The 13,785-nt window shown below is 47.4% G+C and carries 11 protein-coding genes; 2 read left to right on the top strand and 9 right to left on the bottom strand.

Translation table 11 applies throughout. The features are described from left to right. Nucleotides 1–24: 24 nt before the first annotated feature. The 5 genes from QZ209_RS11215 to QZ209_RS11195 all read right to left on the bottom strand — a co-directional run bounded on the left by QZ209_RS11215 (nucleotide 25) and on the right by QZ209_RS11195 (nucleotide 3,771). Complete coding sequence (locus tag QZ209_RS11215) at nucleotides 25–540, bottom strand: hypothetical protein (RefSeq protein WP_294347926.1); 516 nt, start codon at nucleotides 538–540, stop codon at nucleotides 25–27. Nucleotides 541–751: 211 nt separating this feature from the next. Further along, entirely contained in the window at nucleotides 752–1,333 is a 582-nt protein-coding gene (locus QZ209_RS11210) for a hypothetical protein (protein ID WP_294347925.1), read from the bottom strand. Nucleotides 1,334–1,679: 346 nt separating this feature from the next. Further along, on the bottom strand, nucleotides 1,680–2,318 hold the full coding sequence (locus QZ209_RS11205) for a hypothetical protein (RefSeq protein WP_294347923.1): 639 nt from the start codon (nucleotides 2,316–2,318) through the stop codon (nucleotides 1,680–1,682). A gap of 85 nt (nucleotides 2,319–2,403) precedes the next feature. Then, nucleotides 2,404–3,147, bottom strand: a complete 744-nt coding sequence (locus QZ209_RS11200; RefSeq protein ID WP_294348045.1) for a YgcG family protein — start codon at nucleotides 3,145–3,147, stop codon at nucleotides 2,404–2,406. A 36-nt stretch (nucleotides 3,148–3,183) separates the two neighbouring features. After that, nucleotides 3,184–3,771: a LemA family protein gene (locus tag QZ209_RS11195; protein ID WP_294347921.1), complete on the bottom strand. Its 588-nt coding sequence runs from the start codon at nucleotides 3,769–3,771 to the stop codon at nucleotides 3,184–3,186. 218 nt (nucleotides 3,772–3,989) lie between these two features. On the opposite strand from QZ209_RS11195, the gene QZ209_RS11190 reads away from it, so the two are divergent. Further along, nucleotides 3,990–4,817: a hypothetical protein gene (locus QZ209_RS11190; protein ID WP_294347920.1), complete on the top strand. Its 828-nt coding sequence runs from the start codon at nucleotides 3,990–3,992 to the stop codon at nucleotides 4,815–4,817. A gap of 102 nt (nucleotides 4,818–4,919) precedes the next feature. On the opposite strand, the gene QZ209_RS11185 is transcribed toward QZ209_RS11190, so the two are convergent. The 4 genes from QZ209_RS11185 to uvrB all read right to left on the bottom strand — a co-directional run bounded on the left by QZ209_RS11185 (nucleotide 4,920) and on the right by uvrB (nucleotide 10,628). Next, nucleotides 4,920–5,159 carry a hypothetical protein gene (locus tag QZ209_RS11185; protein ID WP_294347918.1) on the bottom strand — a complete coding sequence of 80 codons (240 nt, stop codon included), beginning with the start codon at nucleotides 5,157–5,159 and terminating at the stop codon, nucleotides 4,920–4,922. 44 nt (nucleotides 5,160–5,203) lie between these two features. Further along, complete coding sequence (locus QZ209_RS11180; RefSeq protein ID WP_294347916.1) at nucleotides 5,204–5,986, bottom strand: hypothetical protein; 783 nt, start codon at nucleotides 5,984–5,986, stop codon at nucleotides 5,204–5,206. A gap of 159 nt (nucleotides 5,987–6,145) precedes the next feature. Further along, entirely contained in the window at nucleotides 6,146–8,341 is a 2,196-nt protein-coding gene (locus QZ209_RS11175) for a bifunctional (p)ppGpp synthetase/guanosine-3',5'-bis(diphosphate) 3'-pyrophosphohydrolase (RefSeq protein ID WP_294347914.1), read from the bottom strand. Between the two features lie 205 nt (nucleotides 8,342–8,546). Continuing rightward, complete coding sequence (gene uvrB, locus QZ209_RS11170) at nucleotides 8,547–10,628, bottom strand: excinuclease ABC subunit UvrB (protein ID WP_294347912.1); 2,082 nt, start codon at nucleotides 10,626–10,628, stop codon at nucleotides 8,547–8,549. 237 nt (nucleotides 10,629–10,865) lie between these two features. Between uvrB and QZ209_RS11165 the strand changes: the two genes are divergently transcribed. After that, the gene (locus QZ209_RS11165; RefSeq protein WP_294347910.1) at nucleotides 10,866–13,733 is read left to right on the top strand and encodes a M16 family metallopeptidase; all 2,868 of its coding nucleotides are present in this window, start codon (nucleotides 10,866–10,868) and stop codon (nucleotides 13,731–13,733) included. The last annotated feature ends 52 nt before the right edge of the window (nucleotides 13,734–13,785 follow it).

Raw genomic sequence — 13,785 nt, 5'->3', positions numbered from 1 at the left:
TTTCCTCTAACAAAAGACAACCGGTTACAATATATCGACAACCCTTGAACTTCGATTGTTCTCGGAATTACTGTCTTCAAAGCCCTCGGGAATTACCATAGCCGATATGGTATACTTACCGGGGAGGAATCCATCGAGGTCGACCGAGGCTGAAAAAGCAGCCCCTACTTGCCCCGGTTCAAGGGCCTTTTTTTGCACGGCCCGGCTTTTAAACACCTCGCCTCCATTGACATCACCGACAACGACCTCGACGGTGTAAATCCCTGACCGGACGACACCGATGTTCTGGCAGAAGACACTCAGAACAAACGACTCGGCTCCCCGGGGCACCCTTGGTTGAACCTCGATGCCGGAAACCATGATATCAGGCATCACCCCTGAGCGTTCCCAGCTTTCTTCACGTTCGAGATCTCCGGTGGTCGATCCTGAAAGACGATAATCATTCATGAGGAATATCAATGAGGCAAAAAGTACAAGAACAGTAAGAAGAGCACCCATCCTGCGCTTTTTCGATTCCTGGCTTTCAACAAAAAGAATCACCGTTTCTCCAGGGTTGTGCTGCGTTCGTCGACAACAAAAGGAACATCGCTCTTTGTTGTTTTCTGTCCCTGCATCGAAGAGCGCAGTGTCATAAGAAAACGTTTCATAGCAATCGAGAGGAATTCACCGGCCGGATATACCGGTTCCCGTTACAGCAAAGAAAAAATATTCGATCAGTATGACGGTCTCAGGCACCTTGGTATTGTTCAAGCTACCGCGTCAACGCTTTTTCATCTTCATGATCGCTTGTACCCTCTTTCGCCGCTTCATCGTCCCATTCAATGCCGTTATCCTCGAGCAACTCGCGAATAGCATGGTCACCGAGTCTGGCAGCTACCTTCAGGTCGGCAAGTTCCCCTTCCCTGTCACCGAGCCATGAACGAACCAAAGCCCTGCTGACATAGGCCTCCGTATCCTCTGGATGCAGCACTATAACCTTGTTGAAATCAGCCATTGATTTATCATACTCTTCGAAGTAGCTGTAAATTATACCACGGTTATAGTATGCTTCTACATACCCCGAGTCCAGATGAATGGCTTTGTCGAAATTTTCGAGCACTTTCAGTAGCTCTCCGGTTTTTATGTAAACATGCCCGCGGTTAAAGTAGGACACCGCATACCCTGAATCCTGCTCGATGGCTTTGTTGAGATCTTCCAGTGCCCCACCGAAATCCTCGTTTTCCAGCTTCTCCATTGCACTGGTATTGAGTTCCTCGGCACTCGGGCCACATGCACCGAGACCAAAACAAACAATCAGAAGAAACAACGGTAAAAGATTTTTGTAATACGTCATTGTGAACTCTCTCGAATTTAATAAAGCACGAAAACACAAACAGCTTCCGTACAGGATAGAAAGATAGCCAACCTCATACGAAATGCGATACGCTGACGCGAAGGGCTGTTGTTGTTAAATATGCATTTTTTGCTGTTTCATTGTTGAAAAAAACGGTAGATCAACCGCGTGATCAGGAAACAATCTTTACCGGCTTGCACAGATGTTCCTTCTTTTTCGAAACCCGTGCACATTTCTCACAATAGTATCTTGGCTTGACCACATCCTTCACCAGGTTCTTGATATTTTTTTCCACCTCTTTTCTCGTAAGCTTGCACAACGATTTCATAAGCCTCTTCTTCTCGTTTCAATGCCCTATTATCACGGAATCACCAAGTTCATTCGAGTTATCCGGCTCTGCCGGAAAATGCTTTTCGAGAATATCGCCGCAACGCTCGACAGCTCGGCAGATAGCTGAAACTTGCCTCTTCTCCTTGATGCCTGCCGTTATCATACCGGTTATCTCCTGCCACACAGATTTATCCACTGACGCATCGATGCCTTTGTCCCCGAACACCCATACTCGATGTTCAAAAAGGGATATGTAGATCAAAATTCCTGTATGATTCCTGGTATTGTATATCTCCTTTTTATAAAACGATCCTATCGCTGCTTCTTCAACCTCCTCGTCCATATCGGAACCGGTAACAAACAGGCGCTTGAGAAAAAAACTCCTCTTGATAACCTCATTGCTCAACACAAATGCCAGCACGAAAAAACCCAGAAAATGCCACATGGTACCCAGACCCGTTATCAAGGAAACCGTAACTCCTGCGATAATACCGAACAGCATCCCGCCAAGAATGTTTGCAAGAGGATAATGATGACTCGAAGAGACAACCATCACAACAATTTCTCCAGCAGTCCGTTTTTCAGTCTCGCGAACTTTTTTCTCTATTGTCGCTTTGTCATCTTCGGAAAGAAATCTTCCGACAAGATCGCTCATAAAAAAATCCCTTATATCTATTTTATAGAACAACTTAACTCAGATCGACGCAACGAATCACAAGAGACAAACCGGTATCCGGCATTCACCAGCTTCCAGAAGCACCACCGCCACCGAAGCTTCCGCCTCCACCGCTGAAACCGCCTCCGCCGAAACTTCCGCCTCCACGGCCTCCGCCATAAAATCCACCGCTACCAAGACCTCCTGTGAATATCAGCGGACCGGAACCGTGCCCCCCACCGCCACGAGGCACCTGACTGTAAAAGTAAATGATCACGATCAGGATAATCAGAACGGGAAGAAGAGATCCTCCGTTTTGCTCGTCATCATTTTCTTTCTGAATGGCAGAATACTCACCCTGAACGGCGGCAATGATCATATCGATACCGTGGGCAATACCTCGATCATAACGGCCTTTCGCAAAAAAAGGTACGATTTCGTTATCGACGATTCTTCCTGCGGTTAAATCGGTAAGCCTCCCTTCAAGTCCATAACCAACCTCTATACGCACCTTGCGGTCCCGTTTTGCAACGAGCAACAAAACCCCGTTATCGTAATCTTTCTCCCCTATCTTCCACGCCTCCACAACACGGATGGAAAAGTCCTCCAACGGTTCACCTTCGAGGGAATCAACGGTCAGAACAACAACCTGCGTCGACTCGTTTTCTTCGAGCCGTGAAAGCTTTTCATCGATACCTCTTGCTGTCTCAGGAGTAATCATAGAAGCATAATCGTTCACCCTTCCGGTCAAAGAGGGAAGCTCTTCAGCCAAGCTGACTGGCCAAAAGAAAACCTGCACCATGATAATGAACAATATACCACCGAGCATGTATGGCATCTTCCTTACAAGAGAACTCTGCACCATTTAAAACTCCACCTGTGGCACCTCTTGCGCCGATGCATCACCCTTGAAATACTCTTTCGGCTTCAGGTGAAGAATAACACCATTGGTCAGTGAGTTTGGAAACATTCTTATCGAATAATTGAAGGTTTCAACTGAAGCGTTATACCGTTGACGAGCAACGCTGATTCTGTTTTCGGTACCTTCCAGTTGGTTTTGCAGATCCCTGAAGTTCTGATTCGCTTTGAGCTCAGGGTATCGCTCTACAACAACCATAAGCCTCGAAAGCATGGATGATAGTTCTCCCTGCGCGTTTTGAAATTTAGCCATTGCTGCCGGGTCACTGAGCATTTCAGGGGTCAACTGGACAGAGGATGCCTTTGACCGAGCTTCGATAACCCCCGTAAGGGTTTCCTGCTCGAAATCGGCAGCCCCCTTCACCGTTGCAACGAGATTGGGGACAAGATCGGCTCTTCTCTGAAGCTGTGACTCGAGGTCTCCCCATGCCTTGCTGACCCCCTCTTCATTCTTTTGCATGGCATTGTATCCACAACCGCTGAACATGAAAGCGAGAAAAAAAACGGATAGAATCTTAAAAAAACCGGATTTCATGGTTATGCTCCTTGCGTTTATTCAACTATGGTTTTGATCATTCAAGACTGTTACGAACGATATTCCGAGACTCGCAATACGAGTTCAAGAACACAAAAAAATACGGATTTCCTTACAGTCAGGAAAAAACAAAGGATTCATCAGCAATAACATCATGTTTTACAAAGAAATAAATTATATTACTCCTTTAATACACCCTCCCGTAGAGATGTACATACATGAAAGTAACGTTCCTGTTTTTGCTCTTAATCCTCAACCTTATCCCTGCGACTGTATCCGGCAGTTTCGAACACCGCAGCCCGGATGCACGCGTCGAAGCAATGGGAGGTGCTGGCGTAGCCCTTGAAAATTCTCCTTTCGGTATTTTCTATAATCCCGCTTCACGTGCTGCAGAGAAAAATCGCTCTGCCGGCATCTCCTATGCGCTACCGTTCGGACAAAGCTCGTTTGACAGTTTTTACGGCACCTTGCAAACAAACGCTCTTTCATTCGACAGGAACGGATGTGCCGGAATCTCTTGGCTGAATTACGGCTCCTCTCTCTACAACGAGACATTCACTTTCCTTACGTATGCAACAAAAGTAGCAGGCCCTTTACGAGCCGGAATATCAGCCGGTATTCTCGACAGGGATACCGCAGAAAAAGGATCCGAGTCCACTCTGGGGGTCAACCTCGGAGTCCTTACATCACTCTCTTCCTCTGTGAACCTGGGTGCCTCGATTTTCAATCTGAACCGTCCGGAAACAGGCAAGAATGGCGAAAATGCTCCCTCGACAAGTTTTGCCGGTTTAGCGTACAAACCCTCAACAGACATTGTCCTCAATGCGGTCATCGAAAAGCGGGAAAAAAAAGATGCCAGGCTGCGGGCAGGCGGAGAAGTTCGAGTCTTTTCTTTCCTGAATCTACGTGCAGGCTTCACGACAGGACCATCGACATTTTCCGGAGGAGCTGGCTTTATCTTCGAGAGCCTCCAGGGAGACATAGCCCTTGTTCATCATCCTGAACTCGGAACCGAAAGCTGGTACACCATGAGAATTGCATTCTGATTTTTTTACAGATCGGAAACCTCTCCAGCCTGTATGCTTGTTCGCAGATGATACCGGACGGAATCTGCCGTAACGGCCAATGATAAATCCGCCTTGAACGTTTCATACTTTTTTCCAGTCTGCAAGAAAGTGTTTCATTGCATCGAGGCGTTCTGCTGACAGCGGTTTGTCCTGTTCCCTGAACGATGCCAGCCGAGCATCACACACAGTTATACTATCGACATATTCAAGGGGTAAACCGCTAAAGAGAAACTCGTCCATCTGGACCGCCATGACAATCGCATCAACTTTCGGCGAAAGCGTCAGGGCTCGAATACGCCGGTAGAGGCTTATGAACGGCATGTGAACCGGTTTTCCTGAAGAATCGAAGGTTTGCCTTTCATTGGTCAGAAATGCGTGTATTCCTTTTGAAAGCAGAGCTCTCCAGAGCCTGAACGTAGCTCGCAACGCACGCTCCCCTCCGACAAAAACGTTGACAGGGATTCTGCCGTCACCTGCCATGAACTCACGGAGGAAAATTGGTATATGGCGCTTTGAAATCTCCCCCCCCCTCCGGACAAAGGGGCGTAGTTGACTTCGTTGATGATAGCTCCATTCTCATACCAAGGCACAGAGATATCGGCGCTGATGATGTCGATGCCCGCTACATCGAGACTGAAAAGTTTTGCAGCATCGGGAGCCGTCACGAGATTTTCTGAATGAACATGGTCAGTGACTTCTTCATCGACACCTCCCCATTGGGTCGATTCGATCGGACGCAGGGGAACAAGCCTTCCTTTTTCAGGGACAGACATCTCGGAAAAACCGGCAGCCTCGATGGAGTCACGGGCGCGCTGGTCCAAAGGCTGTGCCTCCCCTTTTCCGCCAAGCACGGCACTCCGCCCCAGAAGGGTTAGAATCGTCTTGTTCAGTTCGGTTCGAACAGGTTTTCCCCGCTCATTACGAGGAATGTCATCGAGGATCACGACACGATAGAGAACAGACGCACCGAACCGCTCCCGGGTAAACGTGAACAGATCGTCAGCGGTCGCTTCCGAATTCTTTTCAAGCACTACAGCACAGACAAGGCTATCCTGGTAGATCCCGTCTTTCAGTGACAGAACCACTGCATCATGAACACCCGGATGGGAACCAAGGGTTTGTTCGATTTCCTCGGAATAGATGCTCATGCCGTTCATGATTATGAGGTCATCTGTCTTTTCAAAACCAACGCCCTGATGCAATGTCTGCTCCTCCGGCAAAAGCCTCGAGGTATTTCTGCATCAAAGCATAAAAGGATACACCGAAGTATCGGTGCAAAAATATCTTCAATTTCATAGGAAACCAGCTCAGTTTCCGAGACGCTCGACGGAAAACACACCCTGTACTTTTCTGATTTTATCCATCAAAGCCTGCAAACGAGCTATGTTACGGACATAGATCATGACCGTTCCGATAAACATCCCGTCTTTCGCATGCAAAGAGATACTGCGAATATTGATATCGGACTTGGAAAGCACACCGGTTATCTGGTTCGTTATACCGATCCTGTCTTCTCCAACCACCTTAACCCCGGCAAGAAACTCGGTTTCAACCTTCCTGTTCCAGGAAACACTTACGACGCGCTCACTTTTCAGAAGACTTTCATTACTGACATTGACACAGTTTTTCCGATGGATCTTCACAAACCCCTCTTTGGTGACAAACCCTATGATATCATCTCCGGGAACCGGCTTACAGCATTTGGCATAAGAATACGCAATATTGGGTAACCCTTCGATAACAACTTCATCCTTGCCGACTCTTTCACCCTCTTTCCCCTTTCGAGCCTCTTCTGCAAACGCATCATATTCGTACTCTTCAGGCTCCGGCTTCTCGGTTGTGAAGGGCTGCTGTTCCTGATCGGCCAGACTTTTGAAAACCTTTTCGGCGTCAATCTGCTGGTTAGCCAATGCGCTGAAAAAATCTGCCGGTGTTTTGATGCCGTATTTACGGACCTGTTTTATGATATCGTTTTCCGTAAGCAGCTTCTTCGTGCCGGAAAGCATCTTTTCCCACATGTTCCGGCCTTTTTCAATCTGGCGACGCCGTTCTTCGTTGATTGCCGAGCGAATTTTCATACGAGCCCGGTGGGTCACAACGAACTTCAACCAATCTGCTTTGGGTTTCTGGTTCTTGGAGGTGATGATCTCTACACGATCACCCGACCTGAGCTCGGAATTGAGTCTGACGATTTTCCCGTTCACTTTCGCCCCGATACACCCGTTACCTATCTCCGTGTGTATCGAATACGCAAAATCAATAGGAGTTGCTCCGGCAGGCAGGGTTTTCATATCACCTTTGGGTGTAAAAATATAGATCTCGTCATGATAGAGATTCAGCTTGAAACCCTCCATGAACGAGGCAGCCGAGTCGGCGTCCTTGATGAGATCACGAGCCCACTTGAGAAACGTGTCTATCGTAGCGTCATCCTTGGATACTTTCTCCTTGTAACGCCAATGAGCCGCAACACCGAATTCCGCAAACTCATGCATCCGGCTTGTTCTAATCTGCACCTCCACGACACGTCCTTTCGGCCCGAGAATCGCAGAGTGAAGCGACTGGTATCCGTTATGTTTCGGGATGGAAATATAATCCTTGAAGTGCTGGGGAAGCGGCGGATATTTCTGTGTTATGTAACCGTAGGCAGCAAAGCAATCGGAAATCCGTTCGGTATCAATGACGATCCTGATGCCGTAAAGGTCGTGAATATCCTCGAAACGCTTGTTCTTATAACGCATCTTGTTATAAATGGAAAACAGATGTTTTGCCCTGCCCTCAACATCCACCTTGAATCCCTGCTTTTCCAGATCCTTTTTGATTGGCACAATCATCTTGTCGAGATAAGCGATTCTTTCCCCTCTACTGAGCCGTACCTTCTGCTGAATCTTCTCGAACATATCCGGGTCGATATACTTGAACGCCAGGTTTTCAAGCTCTATCTTCATCTTTCCGAGACCGAAACGATGTGCAAGCGGGGCATAAATGTCTCGTGTCTCCAGGGCGATTTTAAGGCGGCGATGCTCCGGTAGAGCATCGAGGGTTCGCATGTTGTGCAATCGATCACAAAACTTTATCAGAATAACCCGCACATCTTTGACGACTGAAAGCAGCATCTTGCGAAAGCCTTCTGCCTGAGTAATCTCACGGTTGATCATAATCCCGGAGATTTTGGTAAGACCCTCCACGATATCCGCCACCTCACTGCCCAGTTCCGCTGCTAGGTCCTCATAGGTATACTCACTGTCCTCTATGACATCGTGCAACAGGGCCGCAGCTATCGAAACCCCGTCAAGAGGAAGCTCGGTAAGCAGTATTTTCGCAACTTCAACAGGATGATAGAAAAATGGTTCTCCGGATGCACGCTTTTCACCTTCATGCGCTCTATAGCACATGAAAAAAGCCCGTTGAATCAGCGATTCATCGAAATTCCTGAGATTCTTCCGAGCCAGTCGAAGAATTTCATGCATCTTTTCATATTGTGCTTTTTCAATCTGGGCTAACATACGTCAAGTACCGGTAATCGGGTTTATGATTTTCTGTTCCAATACATAAATAACGAGCGATACGTAAGAAGTCAAAGAAAAAACATTGCTCATTGCTCATTGCTCATTGCTCATAAGGTTACAATAGCAACACTTGAACAGGTTTTGAAAATGCCTTCAGAAATTCCAAGAGCGCCAGATGCATTCTCCCATCAATCGTCATCATTCATTTGTGGAGCTTCTTGCTTTCTTGTTCGTTTCCTTGCGTCTTTCCTTCCGCAGCGTGCTCGAGCTTAGCAATCTCATCGCGAAGATATGCCGCTTTTTCATACTCCATGCCCTCTGCCGCCTCCTGCATCTCCAGCTTGAGGGTTTCCGCCATGGCATACAGATCCTCGCTTCCCAGGGAACCGATCAAGTCCTCCAGAACTCTCTGTGACCGCTGCTCGAGTCCCATTCTTCTTCTTCTGAACCGCTCCTCGGCATCGGCTACCCCTGTGGTATCGAGAACCTGGTCAACCGACTTGACGATCGATGCGGGAGTGATACCGTGTTCCGCATTGAACTGCTGTTGAACCGTTCTGCGCCTCCGGGTTTCTTCGATAACCGTCCGCATGGAATCGGTAATCTTCTCAGCATAAAAAATCACCTTGCCTTCAACATTTCTGGCGGCACGGCCCGCAATCTGCATCAGCGATTTGCTATCCCTTAAAAAACCCTCCTTGTCAGCATCGAGAATAGCGACAAGAGACACCTCAGGCAGGTCAAGTCCCTCCCGGAGAAGGTTTACCCCCACAAGTATGTCGATCTCTCCGGTTCTCAGCTCTCTGAGGATCTGCATCCTCTCGAGGCTCTTGATTTCAGAGTGCAGATAACGCACCTTCAAGCCGGCTTTTCTGAGAAAATCATGCAGATCTTCACTCATGCGCTTCGTCAGGGTCATCACCAAAGACTTGAATCCTTTGGCAGTATGCTTCCGGATTTCTTCGAGAAGATCGTCGATCTGCCCATTGACAGGCCGAACATAAATTTCCGGATCGAGCAAACCGGTCGGTCTCACAAGCTGTTCGACAACCGCCCCGCCCGTACGGCGAAGTTCGTATTCTCCAGGAGTCGCACTGACACTTATCAACTGCGGGACCATCGATTCGAACTCTTCGAAACGCAACGGTCGATTGTCAAGAGCCGAAGGGAGTCGGAACCCGTAATCGACAAGAATGGTTTTTCTGGAACGGTCACCCGCATACATTCCACGGATCTGCGGAAATGTAACATGTGATTCATCAATAATGACAAGGTAGTCTTTCGGGAAATAATCCAAGAGACAGTACGGTCTGTCTCCGGCATCCCTGCCTGACAGATGACGTGAATAATTCTCAATTCCCGAGCAATACCCCAGCTCTTTCATCATTTCCAGGTCGTAACGGGTTCTCTCTTCCAGCCTGCGTGCCTCGACAAGCTTGTCTTCGGCACGTAAAACGTTCAGACGCCCGGCCAGTTCATTTTCTATAGCGAACATAGCCTGTTTCAGTTTTTCCTCTTCGGCGACAAACTGCCGTGCGGGGTAGACAAAGGCATACTCCTGATCACCGAGAATTTCACCGCTTTGATGATCGAAAAGCTGCAGCCTCTCGATCTCATTGCCGAAAAACTCTACGCGCAAAGCAATATCTTCATGCATCGGAACGAGATCGATGACATCTCCTCGCACCCTGAATTTTCCGGAGGCCAGGTCCTTGTCATCACGAACAAAGTGAAGGGAAACAAGCTCTTTCAAAAACTCGTCCCTGTCTTTCTCCATTTCCCGACGAAGTTCCACTATCTGAGCTTTCCAGTCTTCCGGTGAACCCAATCCATAGATGCAGCTCACGGAACTCACTACAACGACATCCTTGCGACCACTTAAAAGAGCGCTGGTCGCTTTGAGCCTCAGCCGCTCGATTTCATCGTTAATTCGCAAATCCTTTGCGATGTACTTATCCATCGAAGGGATATAGGCTTCAGGCTGATAGAAATCATAATAGCTTATAAAATACTCTACCGCATTATGTGGAAAAAACTGCCGTAGTTCACCGTACAACTGAGCGGCAAGCGTTTTGTTATGACTGATGACAAGAACAGGCTTGTTGACAGCAGCGATAACGTTGGCCATCGTGAAGGTTTTACCTGAACCGGTGACACCCAGAAGAACCTGACTCTGGTCGCCTCTCAACACACCATCGGTAAGCTGCCGGATAGCTTCCGGCTGATCGCCTTTAGGTTTATAGTTGCTTTCAATTGTATATACATTGTTGTCGTTTCTTTTCATTGGCTTTACCTTTACCGCTTCACGTCCTTCTTACCGTAAAATTGCTATTGTTCAACTATTTAAACTATTTATAAAATTTGTTAGTTCTTTCTCAGGATTGTACCATGAAAGTTATTGAAACAGGAAAATGCCTCTCAAAATACCGTACAGTATATGTGTCTTTGTTCCCGTCAGCCACTCATCCACCCGGCCACTATTCGCTGTACCTTCGTTAACGCTTTTATTCTTTTAATCCTAATGTCGTGCACCGCTATGCATTCTGAACACCGGTATTCATACACCACAGTACCCAACGACCCTCTGCATACAAGAATCTACACCCTCGACAACGGCCTGACAGTCTACATGAGTCCGCATAAGGACGAGCCGAGGATATACACCTCGATCGCCGTAAGGGCCGGCAGTAAAAACGATCCTGCGGAAACAACCGGTCTCGCCCACTACCTCGAGCATATGCTTTTCAAAGGAACGGACTCTATCGGGTCTCTGGATTACGAAAAGGAAAAAGTCGAACTGCAGAAAATCATGGATCTTTACGAAGAATACCGCTCAACCGACGATCCGGATAAAAGAGCGGATATTTATCGTCACATCGACAGCACATCCAATTTTGCAGCTGAATTCACCATACCCAACGAGTATGACAAACTGCTCAGTTCAATAGGGGCAAGAGGAACGAATGCATACACCTGGGTAGAACAAACCGTCTACTTGAACGATATTCCGTCCAACCAGCTTGAAAAATGGTTGACCATAGAAGCAGAAAGGTTCAGAAATCCGGTCATGCGCCTGTTCCATACCGAGCTTGAAACCGTCTATGAAGAAAAAAACATGACGATGGACAGCGACAGCAGGAAAATCTGGGAAAATCTTTACGCAGGCCTTTTCAGGAAACATACATACGGCACACAAACAACCATCGGCGAAGCGGAGCACCTGAAAAATCCGTCAATAAAAAATGTCATCGATTATTACCGTACCTGGTATGTGCCGAACAATATGGCGATCTGTATTGCCGGTGATTTCGATCCCGATGAAGCGATACAGCTGATCGATGAAAAATTCTCGAAACTCCAGCCCAATACCGTTCCTCAGTTTTTCCCACCAAAAGAAGATCCAATCGGACAACCGGTGGTCACAAAGGTAAAAGGTCCCGAAGCGGAAGAACTGGTTATCGGCTTCAGGTTCGGAGGGGCCGACACACCGGATATTGATTTTCTTACCCTTATCGACAAAATACTGCACAATCAGACGGCAGGCCTTATCGACCTGAACCTCAATCAAAGTCAAAAAGTCCTCGATGCTGCCTCGATGGTGGTCGAAATGAAAGATTATTCAACGCACCTTCTTTCCGCCAAACCCCGAGAAGGTCAAAGCCTCGATGAAGTCAGGGAACACCTGCTCGAACAGGTCGAAAACGTTAAAAAAGGAAATTTCCCGGACTGGCTCCTCGAGGCAGTCATCAACGATCTGAAGATCGAGGAACTCAGAACCCTTGAAACAAACAGGGGACGCACAGAAACGTTTGTCGATGCCTTTGTGCTCGGTATCGACTGGCAAAGTGTGGTTGAGAAAAGAGAGCGCCTGAGCAGCATCACCAAGGCAGAAATATCAGCCTTTGCACGTAACCATTACGGGAACAACTACGTTGCCATTTACAAGCAGCATGGCAAAGATGCGGAAACTCCCAAAATTCAGAAACCGCCGATAACACCGCTCAAGGTAAACCGCAATAAAACATCTGTTTTTGCTGAAAACATACTTGCGCGCAAAACAGAAGATATCGACCCTGTTTTTCTCGACTTCGAGCGAGATATTCAATCGGAAAACATTATCGACGGTGTTCCGATCTATTCCGTCAAAAACAATGAAAACGACCTATTCTCCCTCTACTATGTCTTTGATATCGGCAATAATCACACAAAAAAAATCGATCTGGCACTCGATTATCTCAGTTACCTGGGAACATCTACATTGACACCGGCCGAATTCAATCAGGAAATGTACAAGATTGGAGCGAGCTTTTCAGCGTATACCGCGGACGACCACCTCTACTTGAAACTTTCCGGTCTTCAGGAACATTTTCCTACAGCGCTTCACATGCTCGAAACGCTGCTCTGCGATGCCCGTCCCAATCCTGAAGCACTCGAAAAACTAAAGGCAGGTATTTTGAAGGAAAGAGCCGACGACAAGCTTTCGAAGCGTAAAATCCTTTTCGAGGCAATGTATAATTACGGACGCTACGGCGCATCGTCACCATTCACCAATGTGCTCGACAATGGCGAACTCAACAAGGTAACCCCCGAAGAGTTGCTTGCCGAAATCGACACTCTCATGCGATACCGCCATAGAGTATTGTACTATGGGCCAGCTGCGCCAGGCAAGCTTTCTTCCGAACTTCGGGAACTCGAACACCTCAAACGGAAACTCGTCCCTATCCCGGACATAGAACCTTACAGAGAGATCGAGCAGCAGGAAAACCGTGTTTATGTCGTCGATTACGACATGACACAGGCTGAAATGCTCATGCTCTCCAGAGACGAACGGTATGATCCGGAACAGATTCCATTGATCACACTCTTCAACGAGTATTACGGAGGAGGCATGTCGTCGGTCGTTTTTCAGGAACTCCGTGAAGCGAAGGCTCTTGCATATTCTGTCTTTTCGGTTTACCGCATACCCAAAGACAAAGATGAACATCATTATATTTTCAGCTATATCGGGACCCAGGCGGATAAACTTCCCGAAGCGCTCTCAGGCTTAACCCAATTACAGGAAAACCTGCCTGAATCACCGGATCTCTTCGCAGCGGCAAAAAACGGAATTCAGAGAAAAATCCATACCGAACGGCTGACCAGAACAAAAATTCTTTTCACCAGGGAAGAGGCACAAAAACTCGGCTTGAACCATGATATCCGAAAGGATATTTATGATAATACCGCAAACCTCGGCTTCGAAGACATAGCTGCATTCCACCGGCAGCGGTTCACCGATAAAAAATACACGCTCTTGGTACTGGGAAAAAAAGAAAACCTCGACATGGAAACCCTCGGCAAGTTCGGAAAAGTCGACAATCTTTCTCTCGAGGAAATATTCGGTTATTGATGCTTCAGGGAGGAATAAAATAATGGTAACTTTACTGCATAATCAGTCGTCC

Origin of the sequence: Prosthecochloris sp., from assembly GCA_015482705.2 — a bacterium.
Taxonomy (GTDB): domain Bacteria; phylum Bacteroidota; class Chlorobiia; order Chlorobiales; family Chlorobiaceae; genus Prosthecochloris.
This window is presented reverse-complemented; position numbering and strand designations above follow the sequence as displayed.